Source organism: Kribbella sp. NPDC054772, from assembly GCF_053611945.1.
The window spans coordinates 109619-124792 of sequence record NZ_JBSHBJ010000019.1; the positions used below are offsets into that span (position 1 = coordinate 109619).

At 69.2% G+C, this 15174-nt stretch carries 15 protein-coding genes; 9 read left to right on the forward strand and 6 right to left on the reverse strand.

Going from position 1 to position 15174, the window contains the following annotated elements:
• Positions 1-16: 16 nt before the first annotated feature.
• Genes ACWGID_RS26495 through pepN form a run of 3 tightly spaced genes read left to right on the forward strand, consistent with a single transcriptional unit; the run spans position 17 to position 3926 of the window.
• Positions 17-1090 (forward strand): FAD-dependent oxidoreductase, encoded by a 1074-nt coding sequence (locus ACWGID_RS26495; RefSeq protein WP_452200920.1) that lies wholly within the window; start codon positions 17-19, stop codon positions 1088-1090.
• A 10-nt stretch (positions 1091-1100) separates the two neighbouring features.
• Entirely contained in the window at positions 1101-1472 is a 372-nt protein-coding gene (locus ACWGID_RS26500; RefSeq protein WP_452200922.1) for a hypothetical protein, read from the forward strand.
• Positions 1473-1487: 15 nt separating this feature from the next.
• The gene (gene pepN / locus ACWGID_RS26505; protein WP_452200924.1) at positions 1488-3926 is read left to right on the forward strand and encodes an aminopeptidase N; all 2439 of its coding nucleotides are present in this window, start codon (positions 1488-1490) and stop codon (positions 3924-3926) included.
• Here the strand turns inward: pepN and ACWGID_RS26510 are convergent.
• The gene (locus ACWGID_RS26510; protein ID WP_452200926.1) at positions 3913-4452 is read right to left on the reverse strand and encodes an RNA polymerase sigma factor; all 540 of its coding nucleotides are present in this window, start codon (positions 4450-4452) and stop codon (positions 3913-3915) included. The genes pepN and ACWGID_RS26510 overlap by 14 nt on opposite strands.
• A gap of 38 nt (positions 4453-4490) precedes the next feature.
• Here ACWGID_RS26510 and ACWGID_RS26515 point away from each other — a divergent pair, with 38 nt between their 5' ends.
• Together ACWGID_RS26515 and ACWGID_RS26520 are read left to right on the forward strand one after the other, a co-directional pair.
• Positions 4491-5501, forward strand: coding sequence for a serine/threonine-protein kinase (locus tag ACWGID_RS26515; protein ID WP_452200928.1), 1011 nt, complete (start codon positions 4491-4493; stop codon positions 5499-5501).
• A 41-nt stretch (positions 5502-5542) separates the two neighbouring features.
• Positions 5543-6121 carry a hypothetical protein gene (locus ACWGID_RS26520; RefSeq protein ID WP_452200930.1) on the forward strand — a complete coding sequence of 193 codons (579 nt, stop codon included), beginning with the start codon at positions 5543-5545 and terminating at the stop codon, positions 6119-6121.
• On the opposite strand, the gene ACWGID_RS26525 is transcribed toward ACWGID_RS26520, so the two are convergent.
• On the reverse strand, positions 6118-7713 hold the full coding sequence (locus tag ACWGID_RS26525; protein WP_452200932.1) for an HD domain-containing phosphohydrolase: 1596 nt from the start codon (positions 7711-7713) through the stop codon (positions 6118-6120). The genes ACWGID_RS26520 and ACWGID_RS26525 overlap by 4 nt on opposite strands.
• Positions 7714-7819: 106 nt before the next feature.
• Between ACWGID_RS26525 and ACWGID_RS26530 the strand changes: the two genes are divergently transcribed.
• On the forward strand, positions 7820-8191 hold the full coding sequence (locus ACWGID_RS26530; protein WP_452200934.1) for a hypothetical protein: 372 nt from the start codon (positions 7820-7822) through the stop codon (positions 8189-8191).
• Here the strand turns inward: ACWGID_RS26530 and ACWGID_RS26535 are convergent.
• From ACWGID_RS26535 to deoC, 4 genes are read right to left on the reverse strand one after another with little or no spacing between them, the layout of a single operon-like run.
• Positions 8181-9194 carry a S66 family peptidase gene (locus ACWGID_RS26535; RefSeq protein WP_452200936.1) on the reverse strand — a complete coding sequence of 338 codons (1014 nt, stop codon included), beginning with the start codon at positions 9192-9194 and terminating at the stop codon, positions 8181-8183. The genes ACWGID_RS26530 and ACWGID_RS26535 overlap by 11 nt on opposite strands.
• Before the next feature lie 3 nt (positions 9195-9197).
• Positions 9198-10070, reverse strand: coding sequence for an aldehyde dehydrogenase family protein (locus tag ACWGID_RS26540; RefSeq protein WP_452200937.1), 873 nt, complete (start codon positions 10068-10070; stop codon positions 9198-9200).
• The gene (locus tag ACWGID_RS26545) at positions 10060-11496 is read right to left on the reverse strand and encodes an aldehyde dehydrogenase family protein (RefSeq protein ID WP_452200940.1); all 1437 of its coding nucleotides are present in this window, start codon (positions 11494-11496) and stop codon (positions 10060-10062) included. The genes ACWGID_RS26540 and ACWGID_RS26545 overlap by 11 nt, the downstream gene beginning before the upstream one ends.
• A 3-nt stretch (positions 11497-11499) precedes the next feature.
• Positions 11500-12456 carry a deoxyribose-phosphate aldolase gene (gene deoC, locus ACWGID_RS26550; RefSeq protein ID WP_452200942.1) on the reverse strand — a complete coding sequence of 319 codons (957 nt, stop codon included), beginning with the start codon at positions 12454-12456 and terminating at the stop codon, positions 11500-11502.
• A 46-nt stretch (positions 12457-12502) separates the two neighbouring features.
• On the opposite strand from deoC, the gene ACWGID_RS26555 reads away from it, so the two are divergent.
• The 3 genes from ACWGID_RS26555 (at position 12503) to ACWGID_RS26565 (ending at position 15030) form a co-directional block, all read left to right on the forward strand.
• The gene (locus ACWGID_RS26555; RefSeq protein WP_452200944.1) at positions 12503-13063 is read left to right on the forward strand and encodes a PH domain-containing protein; all 561 of its coding nucleotides are present in this window, start codon (positions 12503-12505) and stop codon (positions 13061-13063) included.
• 4 nt (positions 13064-13067) lie between these two features.
• On the forward strand, positions 13068-13964 hold the full coding sequence (locus ACWGID_RS26560) for an alpha/beta hydrolase (protein WP_452200946.1): 897 nt from the start codon (positions 13068-13070) through the stop codon (positions 13962-13964).
• A 112-nt stretch (positions 13965-14076) separates the two neighbouring features.
• Positions 14077-15030: a neutral zinc metallopeptidase gene (locus ACWGID_RS26565; RefSeq protein ID WP_452200948.1), complete on the forward strand. Its 954-nt coding sequence runs from the start codon at positions 14077-14079 to the stop codon at positions 15028-15030.
• Positions 15031-15174: the final 144 nt, after the last annotated feature.

Consider the following 15174-nt stretch of genomic DNA (forward strand, 5'->3'; position numbering starts at 1 on the left):
CGAAAGGAGCATGCCTGTGATCGCGATCATCGGCGGTGGACCCGGCGGCCTGACGCTCGCGCGGATCCTGCAGGTCCACGGCATCGAGTCGGTCGTGTACGAGCGTGACTCGTCGAGCGCCGCCCGCACTCAGGGCAGCATGCTCGACCTGCACGCCGGCACCGGCCAGGCAGCCCTGCGCGCGGCCGGCCTCGAGGATGAGTTCCTCGCAGCAGCGCGCGGCGAAGGTCAGGACCTGCGGATGCTGGATCACACCGGCGCGCTGCTGCTCCGGGAAGACACCCCGGACGACGCGCCGATGCTGCGTCCGGAGATCGATCGCGCCGACCTGCGCGACCTGCTGCTCCGCTCGCTCGCGCCGGGGACCGTTCGCTGGGGGAGCGCCTTCACGCATGCGGAGGGACAGCTCCTGCACTTCGCCGACGGGAGTACGGCGCTCTGTGACCTCCTCGTCGGAGCCGACGGGGCCAACTCCCGGGTACGTCGGCTGCTCACCGGCACCGAGCCGGCGTACCAGGGGAAGGTCGTGGTGCAGAGCGCGATTCACGAGGCCGATCGCGCCGAGCCTGAGCTCGCCGCGATGGTTGGCCGCGGCAACTACTGGGTGTTCGGTCCGGACCGGATGCTCGGCGCGCAACGCAACGGGAACGGGGTGATCCAGGTGAGCATCTCCATCCAGGCGCCGGCCGATGCGGACCCGGCGGCCGTCACGGATCTGCCGGGTGACTGGGCGCCGCAGTTCCGCCGGCTGCTGGCCGCGTGTGACGAGCCGTTCGTCGTGCGCCCGGCGTACACCCTGCCGATCGGTTTGCGGTGGGCGCGCCGGCCAGGTGTCACGCTGCTCGGGGACGCCGCACACCTGATGCCGTCGCACGGTGAGGGTGCGAACCAGGCCATGCTCGACGCGGCCGAGCTCGCCCGGGCGATCGCCGCGCACCCTGGTGACCTGGACGCCGCGCTCGAGCAGTACGAGCCGGCGATGTTCGACCGGACCGCCGAGGTCGCGGAGCGGTCGGCCGTTGTCGCCGAGATGATGACCGGGCCCGATGCCGCCCAGAAGGTTCTGAGGTTCTTCACAGGCGTCGACTAGGTTGGTCGGCGTGGATATTCCGCTGCAGGCGTTCGAGGCCCTTCTGCACAGTCCGAATGTGCCGACCGTCTGCCGGGCGCTGAACATGTACCAGGTGGCCGCGGCGTACACGCAGTTGAGCGGTGGTAATCCGCTCGAGCCGCTCGCGGCCGACGTACGGCAGGTAGCGCTGGAGATCCTGTCCCGGCCGCCGGTCGAGGCGAGCGAGGACATCGCCGCCGGCTTCGATCATGTCAGCGCACTGAACGTGCTGACCACGCTCGCCGAGCCCGACGACCTCGCTGCGATCACCGCGGTGCAGGAAGGCACGAGCGACGAGCAGGTCCGGGCGGTCGCTTCGCTCGCGGCAGACACCGCACGCCGGAAGACGACCGGGTCCTAGGGATAGCGTGCTGTTATGCGCGCGTTGACAGTCGAAGAAGCCCGGCGACGGGCAGCGGACCTGGCCCTGCGGTCGTACGAGATCGCGTTCGACCTCACCGATCCGGGTGACACGTTCCTGGCGACCAGCCGGATCCGGTTCGAGGCCACGAGTACGACGAGCTGGGTGGACGTGAAGCCCGAGCGGCTGATCGGCGTCGAGCTCAACGGGCAGGCGCTCGATCCTGGCGCGCTCGACGGCGGGCGGTTCCCGCTGACCGGGCTGCAGCCGGAGAACGAGCTCGTCGTCACCGCGCAGATGAAGTACTCGACGGACGGCGAGGGCCTGGTGCGGTCCGTCGACGCCGCCGACGGGCGCGTCTACACCTACGGCATGTCGTCGCTGGAGTCCGCGCCACGCTACTTCCCGTGCTTCGACCAGCCCGACCTCAAGGCGCCGTACACGGTCACTGTGCGCTGCCCCGAGCACTGGGTTGTCCTGGGCAACGGTGCGGCCCGGCGGACGGCGCCGGGGGAGTGGGCGCTCGCCGAGACCAAGCCGCTCTCGACGTACTTCGTCACGCTGGTCGCCGGCCCGTTCCACCAGATCCGCAGCGAGTACGACGGGATTCCGCTCGGACTCGCCTGCCGCCAATCGCTGGTCGAGCACCTGGAGCGGGACGCCGAGGACCTGTTCGGGACCACCCGGGAGGCGTTCGCGGAGTACCACCGGATGTTCCGCCAGCGGTACCCGTTCGGTGAGTACTGGCAGGTGTTCGTCCCGGACTTCAACCTCGGCGCGATGGAGAACCCGGGCTGCGTGACGTTCGCCGACAGCCTCGTGTTCCGCGGGCAGGCGACCGAGGCGGAACGCAGTACCCGGGCCCGGGTCGTCGTACACGAGATGGCGCACATGTGGTTCGGCGACCTGGTCACCATGAAGTGGTGGAACGACATGTGGCTGAACGAGTCGTTCGCCGAGTACATGGCACACCGCGTCTCCGAGGACGCCACCAGCTACGCCGGCAACTGGACCGACTTCGCCTTCGTCCGCAAGTGGTGGGGACTGGTCACGGATCAGAGCAGCTCGACCCATCCGGTCGCCCCCGACACGCTCAAGGATGCGCGACAGTCGCTGGACGACTTCGACGGCATCTCGTACGCGAAGGGCGCGGCCGTCCTCAAGCAGCTGGCGAAGTACCTCGGCGACGAGGTGTTCCTGAAGGGCGTGAACGCGCACCTGGACGCGCACGAGTACGGGAATGCCGATCTCCAGGAGTTCATCGCCAAGCTGACGGAGGCGGGCGCGCGCGATCTCGACAACTGGTCGGACCAGTGGCTGCGAACGTCAGGGCTGGACACGATCACCGTCGAGCGGACGGATGGCGGTGTGGTGCTGCACCGTACGAGCCCGGACAGCTCGCGGCGCCTGCACAAGTTGAGCGTCGGCGGGTACGGCGCCGACGGTTCCGCCAGCGTGGTCGATGCGGTGCTCGCGGAGGACTCCGTAGAAGTTGTCCTGGGCAATGATGTGGTGGTGCCGGACGCCGGGGACGACACCTGGGCGAAGGTTCGGCTCGACCCGATGAGCCTCTCGAACCTGCCTGACGTGCTGCCGAAGATCTCGGACGGGACGACGCGCGCCGTGGTGTGGAACTCGGTGCGGGACTCGGTGGCGGATGCCGAGTTGGATCCGCGGCGCGCGCTCGAGCTGTTCGCAGCCGCACTACCTCACGAAGTCAGCGACGTCGCCGTCGGTTCACTCGTCCAATGGCTCGAGAACCGTGTCCTCGGCCGCTACCTCGACTACGACGAGTACCGCGCCCCCGCCGCCGACGCCCTGCGCGGCAAGCTGTCCGTCACCACTCCGGGCAGCAGCCTGCAGTTGGTGACGGCTCGGGGCCTGATCGCGACCAGCGACGACGCCGACCTGCTGACGTCCTGGCTCAACAGTGCGGCCCCGGAAGGACTCGAGATCGACGCCGACCTGCGCTGGGCAATCGTCCTGCGCCTGGTGCGGCTGAACGCCTTCGGCGCCGGCGAGATCGACGCGGAGTTGGCGCGCGACCGGTCGACCGAGGGCGTCAACCAGGCGGCACGCTGCCGGGCCGCGCTGCCCGACGGCAAGGAGGCCGCCTGGACGCGGATCATGACCGACCCATCGATCGGTGTGAAGGAACTGCTCGCGGCCGCCGAAGGCTTCTGGCACCCGGGTCAGGCCACGATCACCGCGCCGTACGCTCGCCGGTTCTTCACCGACATCCCGCACACCGGCGAGATCCGCGCAGGCATGGTGCTCGGCCTCACCGCGCACCGGATGGCTCCGCGGTTCGCGATCGAGCAGGAGCTGGTCGCCCCGGCGGAGGCCCTGATCGCGGACGAGAGCGTCGTGTCGGGCATTCGCCGGCAGACCGCCGATTACCTCGACGACCTGCGGCGGGCGCTGGTGGTACGGCGTACCTTCAGCGGACGGTGAGGCGTTCGGCGACGGCTTTGCGGGCCTGGTGGATGCGGGCCTTGACGGTGCCCAGCGGGACGTCCAGTTCGTCGGCGATCTCGGCGTACGACAGCGCGCCGAGGTCGCGGAGGACGAGCGGCTGGACGAGCTGCGGGTGGCTGGACTCGAGGGCCTCGAGCGCCTCCAGCAGGTCCAGGCGGGAGCCGGCGATCACCGAGGTGGTGCGCGGGTCGACGGACTCGGGCAGTACCTCGGCGGACTGTTCGACTGAGCGGCGCTTCAGCGAGCGGTAGGTCTGGCGGGCCTGGTTGGTGGCGACGATCGTGACCCAGCCGGCGAAGCTCCCGGTGCCCTTGAACGTGTGCACCTTGTTGGCCACCTGCAGCAGGGTGTCCTGGACGGCCTCCTCGGCGTCCTCCCGATAGGGCAGGAACTTGGCCACGCGACGCTGCACCTGCGGCCGGATCACCTGCAGGATCTGCGGAATGACCGACTGGTCCCCGGACGCCGCCCGGGCCGCCAGTTCTTCCAGCTCCTCGGTCATGTTCCCCCTTGACTCGGTCGTGCACGACAATAGCCGGGATGGATGTCATCGGGCGGTACCGGTTGCGGGACAAGATCGGCGCGGGCGCGTTCGCGACCGTCTGGCGGGGGTACGACGACGACCTGGACGTCGACGTCGCCGTCAAGGTTCTCGCGGACAACTGGGCGTCGCGCGCCGACGTGCGCGAACGGTTCCTGTCCGAGGCCCGGCTGATGCGCCGGATCTCCAGCGACCGGGTCGTACGCGTCTTCGACCTGGGCAAGCTCGACGACGGACGCCCGTACTTCGTGATGGACTACGTCGGCGGCGGCACGCTGGGCGACCTACTGCGGCAAGGCCGGCTGGACGCGGTGGACGCGCTCTGGTGGGGCGCGGACCTGGCGCGGGCGGTGGCCGCACTGCACGGTGAGGGCGTGGTGCACCGCGACGTCACCCCGGCGAACCTGCTGCTCCGAGCGGGCGAGGAGTCCGGCGGCGGCACCCATCGCATCGTGCTCGCCGACCTGGGCCTGGCGAAACGGGCCGCGGAGGCATCCGGACTCACCCAAGCAGTCGGTACGCCGTCGTACATGGCGCCCGAGCAGGGACGCGGCGACGGTGGCTTCGACGAGCGGGCGGACATCTACGCGGTGGGTGCGGTGACGTATGCGCTGCTCACCGGACATCCGCCGTACTCCGCGGCCTCGATCGGCGACGTGCTCAACCGGGACCCGGATCTGCCACCGCCGAGTCTGCGACCGGTGCTGCACGACTCGGTCGGGCAGCTCGACGACGTCTTCGCGCGGGCGCTGGCCTACCGCGTCGCCGACCGCTGGGAGCGCGCGGACACGCTCGCCGACCGGCTGGAGGCCGAGGCGTACCGGCTGGAGCAGGAAGCGCCGCTGCGCGCGGCCGAGCGGACCGCGATCACCGACGACGACCTGGACACGACCGTCGCCACCGACCCGCCCACGCGCAGGCGGCGACGGATGCGGGCCTGGTTCCTGCTGGCCCTGCCGGTGGTGTTCGTCGGGGCAGCGGTCGGCGGTTGGTTCCTCTTCGGAGCGTGATTGCTTAGAGTAGTCATATGGCTACTTGCTGCAGTTTTTTGGTGGCTCTCGCCTTGATCGCCCCGACTCCCGTAGCTCAACCCGTTGCCAGCTATGCCTGCCGAGCCGACACCAAGTTCGGCCGCCACACCCTCTCGTTGCGGCAGGGCGTCGATGCGAAGGCGCCGGCGACCGTCCGCCCGAACACCCGCTTCACGATCGCCGTCGACCTCAAGCCCGGCGCCCTGCCCAGTGAGGTCAAGGGCTTCAAACTCCAGGAGGTCCGCGACCTGGCCCTCCGCGTCCCGGTCCCGGCGAACTCGTCGTACGTCGGCGCGCAACTCACCGGCGGCTCCGGGCTGAACTCGACCCCGACCGTCCGGCTCGACGGCAACGTCGTCGTCATCACGGTGGCCGGCCCGATCCCCGGCGGCGCGAACTACCAGCTCCCGACGCTCGGCGTACGGCTCAAGTCCGGCCGCCGCGGCACGGTCGTCGAGACCAAACTCAAGGGCACCGGGTACGACGACCCCGGCCTCACGCTTCAGGCCAAGATCAAGTGGAAGTTCATCACCACCACAGCACCTGTCGCCTGCTACCCGGACCCCAACCCGGCCCTCACTACAACCACAATCCGCTAACCCGGCCCGTCCCCCGCGCTGGGCAGCCCTCCTTCCGGCTGTTCCTCAGGGAGCAGGCCGTGCCGCGTGGCGAAGAGTGCCGCGGCGGCTCGGTTCGACACACCGATCTTCGTATAGATGTGTTCGATGTGGTTGCCGACGGTCTTGGGGGTGACCACGAGGCGCTTCGCGATCTCCTTGTTCGGCAAACCGCGGGCCGCGAGACGGAGGACGTCGGCCTCTCTGTTCGTGAGGCCGGCGTTGTCGGCACGTCGGCGCGGCACCCGATGGCCGGCGACGGCGAGCACCGCCGCAACCGCGTCGGGGTCGAGCCGGCCTTCTCGCGCGTCGGCCCGTAGTACCTGCGCGGCCTCGTCGGGGGTGTGTGGCGCGCGGTGTGGGCGGGGCTCGAGCATCGCTTGGTAGCTGTCGGCGGCGGCGACGACGCGTGCGGCGCCCGAGATGCTGTCACCGGCGATACCGCTGGGGTAGCCGGATCCGTCGAGTCGTTCGCGGTGCTGGCCGACGATGCGGGCGGTCGGAGCCAGCGCCGCGGAATGTTGAAGCATGCGCCCGGCGAGTTGCGGCACGAGCCGTACGCGCTCCCACTCGGCAGTGGTCAGCGGACGGGGCTTGTCCCACACGGCATTCGACACTCCGAGGCGTCCGAAGCCCACGGCCAGCCCGGCGCGATAGACCGACGAGCGTTCCACCGCAGTCATCCCGACGCCGGATGCGGCAGCCGAGGCGAGGCTCGCGACGGCTTCGGAGTGACCAAGGAAGAACGGAGACTTCAGGTCGACGAACCGACCGATGGCAGCGAGCGCGGCGTCGACCTTGGACGGCGGGAGCACGCGCAGTGCCGGTTCGCCTTCCAGTACCGCGTCCCACGAGCCGATCTCGTCGAGTTCGTGGAACACCTTCCCGGCGTTGGCTCGAAGGGTCTCGACGAGACCCGGATCGAACTGCGTCCCCGCTCCGCGGGTGGCGAATGCGACGGCGCCGTCGACACCGTGGTTGCGATGGGCCACTTCGGCGAACTCCGCGAGCTGGATGACGCGGGCCGCGATCGGGATCTGGTCACCGTGGCGTTCGCCGGGCCACCCGCGCCCGTCCCATCGCTCGTAGGACCCGGCCAGCGCGTCGAGCGCCCCCTCCGGAAGATCGAGTTCCTCGCCGAGCGCGCGGGCGAGACGGGCGTGCTCCGCGATCATCGTCTCGACCCCTCGGTGACCGCCGAGCAGGAACTCGAAGCCGACCCGCAGGCGATGCAGTGGCGGCGAACCGGCTCCGAGGAGCCCGAGCATCGTCGTCAGCTCGGCCAGCTTGCTCGCCGGGTCGTCGTACTTGTGGGTCTTGAACGCGATGTCGTCGCCGAACCAGCGAGCCTGTTCATGGGCATCCGCGTGGCAGCCGACGTTGACGAGCAACGCGCTGTAGTACGCAGCAGCTCGGGTGTCCTCGTCGACGCCGGCCAGCTCACACAGTCGCGTCGCGATCCGGCACTGGCGCAGTACATGCTCCATCGGCTGCCCGAAGGCCAGGTCGATCCCGAGTGACAGCGCGGCGAGCAACTCCGCCAACCGGATGTCCGGCTCCGCACCTCCGCCCATGATCGAAGCATAGGCCGCCGCCAATCGGAAGATGAGGGATTCGCCCCATGACCGGCTGTGACCGAGCTGGTTACGGTCCTGTGAGGATCGAACGAAAGGAAAGACCATGGCGAAGGCATCGAGTGCGAGCGCCGACAAGGTGGCTGACTACGAGGTAGCGATCGACCGGACGGCCGAGCTCGACGGTTACACCGTCAACTTCACGACCATCACCAAGAGCCACGATCTCGGCCCGATGCTCGCATCGCTCCCGGGCGGGAACTGCTCATGTCCGCACTGGGGCTACGTGTTCAAGGGCCGATTGATCGTTCGGTACCCGGGCGGTGAAGAGACCATCGAGGCAGGCAACGCCTACTATCTGCCACCCGGGCACGCGCCCGAAGCCGAAGCGGGCACCGAACTCGTCCAGTTCAGCCCGACCGAGCAGCTCGCGGAGACAGAGGCTGCGATCGCCAAGGTCCTGCACGTCAGTAACTGACGGTGATCCGTTCGGCGGTTGGGTCGATCCGGACCTGGCCGCCGTACGGCAGTGTCAGCATCGGGTCGGTGTGGCCGATGTCGAGGCCCTTCACCACGACCGCGTCCGGGTTGTACTCCGCCAGCGCCCGATCGACCGCGATGTACTGGTCGGCGACGTACGCGACCGACTGCTCCGGCGTCAGCTCCTGGAACAGCGACCGCGACTTCGGCCGACCCCACAGCACCGCGTCGAAGCGCTCCAGCAGGCCACGCTCGCCGAGGTTGCGGAGCATCCAGTAGACGTGTTGGGACGACGGCATTTCCTCGCTGGTCTCGCAGAACAGCACCCCGCCGTACGACTCGGTGGGCAGCATCCAGCGGTTCGCGGCGAGTTGCCAGTCGAGGATCTCGATGCAGCCGCCCCAGAGCTTCCCGCTGACCTCGCGGGTGCCGCTCCAGGTCCAGCCGGTGCCGGGGAACAGCGGTGGCTCGGTCTCGAGGTTCGCCGGGATGGCCCAGTCGTGATCGACGTCGGTCCAGCCGGTCGCCGGCGTCAGTTCGAACTCGCCGCCGTCGAAGATCGCCGCCCGCAACGACCGCTCGGAATCCGGGTGCATCGCGCCGCCGCGCCCGAACTGGACCATCACACTGCCGCCGTAGTAGCCCGGCAGCCCCAGCGAATGCAGGAAGTTCAGCAGGTTCGTGTTGTCGCTGTACCCGAAGAACGGCTTCGGGTTCGCCCGGAAGACCTCCGGGTCGAGGTGCTTCAGCACGGTGAGCTGATCGGACCCTCCGATGCTCGCGAACACCGCCCGGATAGTCGGGTCCGACCAGGCCGCGTGCAGGTCCGCGGCCCGCTCCTCCGGCGAGGTCCGCAGCTTCCGGGTCGTCGGGTACTCGACCGGGTCGAGCCCGAAGTCCTCCCGCAACCGGCGCAAGCCGAGCTCGTACGGCAGCGGGAAGATCTCCGGCAGTCCACCGGACGGCGAGACGATCGCGATCCGGTCACCTGGCGTCAGCACCGATCAGACTCCGATCGGGTGCCAGACGGTCTTCAGTTCCAGGTACTGCGTGAGTCGCGAGAGTCCCTGATCCGCGGTCCAGTCCTCCTCGGCGGGACGGCGTACCCGCTTGAGGTTGTCGGCGGCGGCGACCTCGAGAGCGGTCGCCTCCTCAGGATCCTCGACGCCGCACAGGTCGATCGCGTTCACGTCCTGGTGCGAAGCGAGCCACGGACCGATCTCGGAGGCGGACCCGGTGAGGATGTTCACCACGCCACCCGGGACGTCGGAGGTCGCCATCACCTCGCCCAGCGTCACGGCCGGCAGCGGGCGCTCGTACGACGACACCGCGACCACCGTGTTGCCGGAGACGATCGCCGGCGCGATCACACTGGTCAGACCGAGCAGGCTGGAGTCCTGCGGGGCGAGGACCGCGACCACGCCGGTTGCCTCGGGCAACGAGAAGTCGAAGTACGGGCCGGCCACCGGGTTGCTGGAGCCGACCACCTGGGCGAGCTTGTCGGCCCACCCGGCGTACCAGACCCAGCGGTCGATCGAGGCGTCCACGACCGCGCGGGCCTTCGAGATCGACAACCCCTCGGAGGCGGACACCTCGGCACTGAACTGCTGGTGCCGGCCCTCCATCACCTCGGCGATCCGGTACAGCACCTGACCCCGGTTGTACGCCGTCCGCGCGTGCCAGCCGTTGAACGCCTTACGGGCCGCGACGACGGCGTCGCGGGCGTCCTTGCGAGAGGCCTGCGACGCGTTCGCGAGGAACTTGCCCTTGGCATTGGACACGACGTAGGACCGGCCGGACTCACTGCGCGGGAAGGCACCACCGATGTACAGCTTGTAGGTCTTGCGTACTTCGAGCCGCTGCGTCTCAGTGGGCAAGGTAGGCCTCCAGACCGTGGCGACCGCCCTCGCGGCCGTAGCCCGACTCCTTGTAGCCGCCGAACGGCGACGTCGGGTCGAAGCGGTTGAACGTGTTCGCCCAGACCACGCCGGCGCGCAGCTGGTTCGCCATCCAGAGGATCCGGGACCCCTTCTCGGTCCAGATCCCGGCGGACAGCCCGAACGGGGTGTTGTTCGCCTTCTCGACCGCCTCGGCCGGGGTACGGAAGGTCAGCACCGACAGCACCGGCCCGAAGATCTCCTCGCGGGCGATCCGGTGTGCCTGCGAGACGCCGGTGAACACGGTCGGCGGGAACCAGTAGCCGTTGGCCGGCAGCTCGCACTCCGGGGACCAGCGCTCGGCGCCCTCGTCCTCACCGACCTGCGACAGCTCGCGGATCCTGGCCAGCTGGGCCGCGGAGTTGATCGCACCGATGTCGGTGTTCTTGTCCAGCGGATCACCGACCCGCAGCGTGCCCATCCGACGCTTCAGGCGCGCGAGCACCTCGTCGTACACGCTCTCCTGGACCAGCAGCCGGGAGCCCGCGCAGCAGACGTGGCCCTGGTTGAAGAAGATGCCGTTGACGATGCCCTCGATGGTCTGGTCGAGCGCGGCGTCCTCGAAGACGATGTTCGCCGCCTTGCCACCGAGCTCGAGCGTGACCGCCTTGTGCGTCCCGGCCACCGACCGGGCGATCGCCCGGCCGACCTCGGTCGACCCGGTGAACGCGACCTTGTCGACTCCCCCGTGCTCGACCAGCGCCTGACCGGTGCGGCCCGCGCCGGTGACGATGTTCACCACGCCCGGCGGCAGATCGGCCTGCTGGCAGATCTCCGCGAACGCCAGCGCGGTCAGCGGCGTGGTCTCGGCCGGCTTCAGTACGACGGTGTTCCCGGCGGCCAGCGCGGGCGCGATCTTCCACGCCAGCATCAGCATCGGGAAGTTCCACGGGATCACCTGGGCGGCGACACCCCACGGTTGCGGGTCGTCGCCGACACCGGCGTACTCGAGCTTGTCGGCCCAGCCCGCGTAGTAGAAGAAGTGCGCGGCGACCAACGGGATGTCGACGTCGCGGGACTCGCGGATCGGCTTGCCGTTGTCCAGCGACTCCAGCACCGCCAGCTCGCGCGAGCGCTCCTGGATCAGCCGCGCGATCCGGAACAGGTACTTCGCCCGGTCGCGACCGCTCATCGGGCCCCAGACCTTGTCGTAGGCCTTCCGGGCCGCGCGCACGGCCTTGTCGACATCGGCCGGTCCGGCCTCGCTGACCTCGGCCAGCACTTCCTCGGACGCCGGCGACACGGTCTTGAACGGCTTCCCGTCCGTCGCGTCGGTGAACTGCCCGTTGATGAAGAGCCCGTACGACGACTTGATGTCGACGATCGCCCGTGACTCGGGTGCGGGTGCGTACTCGAATCTGCTCATGCGTCAGTCCAACGTGAAGTAGTCGGGGCCGGGGTAGTGGCCGGTGGCGAGCTTGGTGCGCTGCATCAGCAGGTCGTTCAGCAGGCTGGACGCGCCGAAGCGGAAGAGTTCCGGGTCCAGCCAGTCCGGTCCGGCGGTCTCGTTGACCGTGACCAGGTACTTGATCGCATCCTTCGAGGTCCGGATGCCACCGGCCGGCTTGACGCCGATGTGCAGCCCGGTGGCCTCGTGGTAGTCGCGGACCGCCTCGAGCATCACCAGCGTCACCGGCAGCGTGGCGGCGGGGGACACCTTGCCGGTGGAGGTCTTGATGAAGTCCGCGCCGGCCAGCATCGCCAGCCAGGACGCCCGCCGGACGTTGTCGTAGGTGACCAGTTCGCCGGTCTCCAGGATCACCTTGAGATGTGCGTCACCCGCGGCCTCGCGGATCGCGGCGATCTCGTCGAAGACCATCGCGTACCGCCCGGACAGGAACGCGCCGCGGTCGATCACCATGTCGACCTCGTCGGCGCCGGACGCGACCGCGTCCTTGGTGTCCTGGATCTTGATCGCCAGGCTGGAACGCCCGCTCGGGAAGGCGGTCGCGACGCTGGCCACGTTGATCCCGGAGCCCTGCAGCTCGCGCTTCGCGGTCGCCACCAGGTCGGGGTACACGCAGACCGCGGCGACCTGTGGAGCGGTCGGATCGGCCGGGTCGGGCCGTTTCGCCTTCGCACACAGGGCCCGCACCTTGCCCGGGGTGTCCTGGCCCTCGAGGGTGGTCAGGTCGATCATCCGGATCGCCAGGTCCAGCGCGTACGCCTTCGCGGTGGTCTTGATCGACCGGGTGCTCAGAGTGGCTGCCCGGGCCTCGGCACCGACCTGGTCGACGCCCGGCAGCCCGAGCAGGAACCGGCGCAGCCGGTCCTCGGACGAGGTCACGTCGGCCAAGGTGTCGACGCCGCTGTCGAGTGTGGTCACCCCTGGGAGTCTAGTGCCGATCCTGAGGGCCGGTTACGTTGTGCTGGTGAAGTCGACATCGCCGGAGCGCGAGCAGTACCTGTCCGCATCGAACCGGATCACCGGGACCATCGTGCTGGTGATCGGGGCCCTCGGCCTGCTCGACATCATCCTGGAGTGGCGGACCGCGACCGGGCTGCTGGTCGCCAGCATCATCGGGATCTTCATGCTCCTGGCGTACGTCGGCCTGATGCGGCCGTCCGTCACCCTCAGCCCCGAGAACATCCTGCTGCGTAACCACCTGCGCGACCGGCAGATCCCGTGGTCGAAGGTGACCGGCGTCGACGTGACCGACATCCTCCGGGTGCACACCGAAGGCAACCGCTTCCGCGCGCCCGGCGTCCAACTCGTCATGCGTGATCTTCGCAAGCAACGGGTCGGCGGCCGCAAGCTCGCGGCCGACAGTTCGATCTCCAAGGCCGACGTGGTCGTGAATCGGATCGAGAGCATGCAGGAGCAGTACTCCGCGCAGGCGGACGGCGAGGTCGTGACCGAGTGGGCGCGGCCCGAGCTGATCGTCCTCGGTGTGCTGGCCGTGGTCGCCGTCGTCTCGGCCATCGTCCGCTGACCCGGTGCTGAATCGGCGTACCTTCGTTCGCACCGGCGCCGCGGCCGCCGTCGCCGGTGTCGCCGGAGTGGCGGCTCTGGAAACCGGTGTGATCCCGGGCCGGGCCCGCGTGCACGACGTACTCGGACTGACCGGGCCGGACGGCGCCGTCCCCGACGTACCGGCTGGTCCGGTGGTGTCGGGGAGCTTCGACTCGTTCGGTCGCGGGACGAAGGTCGGCTACAGCGTCATTTATCCCGACGGGTACGCCGCGTCCGCCGCACTGCCCGTCGTCCTGGCGTTGCACGGTCGTGGGGGCGACCACACATCCGCGGTCAACGACCTCGGCATCGACCGCTACCTGACCTCGGCCGTCCGGTCCGGTACGCCGCCGTTCGCGATCGCGACCGTCGACGGCGGCCGCGACAGCTACTGGCATCGCCGCGCCGACGGCAACGACCCCGGGTTCATGCTGGACCAGGAATTCCTTCCCCTGCTGGCCCGGCGCGGCCTGCGCATCAACGGGTACGGCGTCCTCGGCTGGTCGATGGGCGGGTACGGCGCGCTGCTCTGGGTCGCCCTGCACTACTGGCAACGCCGGGTCCGGCCGGCGGCGCGCGCGGTCGCGGTCGGTGCGCTCAGCCCGGCCTTGTGGCGCGACTACGCCGACGTCCAGGCCGGTGCATTCGACGACGCCGGGGACTTCGAACGCAACCAGGTATTCGGTCGGCCGAGCGGGTTCCGGGATGTTGCCGTCCGCATCGACTGCGGGCGCGACGACCCGTTCGCGACGACCGCTCGCGAGCTGCGCGCCGAGCTGCACGCGGCCGGTGGTCAGCAGGCCGGCGCGCACACCGCCGGCTACTGGCGGCGCATGCTTCCTGACCAGTTGCGATTCCTTGGCGGAAATCTGCTGAACTAGCCGGAACTGTGGCGCGAATCGCCGCGTCAGAGTCCGTGTCCAACCTCGGGTGAACCCCTGTGCACCCCAGGATTGGTCCGACAGGTCCCTAGACACATCGAGAGTGGAGCTCATGGTCAACCTCTCCCGTACCACCCTGCGTGGTTTGGCCGGGTTCGCAGCCCTGGCCGGGTTCGCGGCGCTGGCGTTGCCGAACGCCCAGGCCGCGCAGACCTCCAGCACGACGACGACTGCTGCCGCGCAGGCTGCGGAGACGCCGAAGCCGATCGAGATCGGCACCGGTCTGATGGCCGGCCCGCCGCCGGCTGGAGACGCAATCACCACGAAGTCGTCGCTGACGAACGTGGTGCGCTACAACCGCCTGTACAAGACCGGAGCGATCCCGTCGTCGGGCTGCAAGCAGGCCAACGTCTCCCTGCGCACGTTCAACGGCGTCGTTGCCTACGAGAACAACCTCTTCAAGTGCCTGTACGGCTCCTGGGCCCTGCCGCTGAAGCAGGCCGGCGCGGCGTACAAGGTGGCGCCGAAGCTGATCGTCCACAACTCGAGCGCGGTCAACTCGAAGTGTGGTGTGGTCCGCGGTGGTACCGCGTTCTTCTGCGGTGTCGACCACGGGTACATCTACATCCCGGCGTACGTGATCATCAACTACTGGAAGCAGAGCCCGACGATGGCTCAGGCTTACGCGACCTTCACGCTGTCGCACGAGTACGGTCACCACGTCCAGTGGCTGACCGGCATCCTGGGCGCGTCCTGGGAGCGTCAGCGGGCGTTCAGCACCTACGCCGCGCAGCTCGAGGAGAGCCGCCGTCGTGAGCTGCAGGCGTCCTGCCTGGGCGGTGCCGTGGACGGCGCGAACAAGCGCAACTACCCGTTCAGCGGTGGCTTCCAGACGCAGTACAACTGGGTGGTCAGCCACAGCGGTGACCAGCCGGGCGGAACGCGGGACCACGGTTCGATCAAGAACCACGCGTTCTGGGTGACCGCGGGCTTCAACGCGCGGCACAGCTACACGGTCGCGGGCAACTGCAACACCTTCAACGCGTCTTCGGCGTACGTCGCCTGACGTAGTTCGTAACTCGGCCGCCGCGGGGGCGGGGGGGGTGCCGGGGGGGGGGGGGGGTTTTGGGGACCAGGCACCAAGGAGTGAGGGTGGGTTGTTTTTTTTTTTGTGGGCGCCCCCACGATTTGATTTGGGAGGGGAAACGCA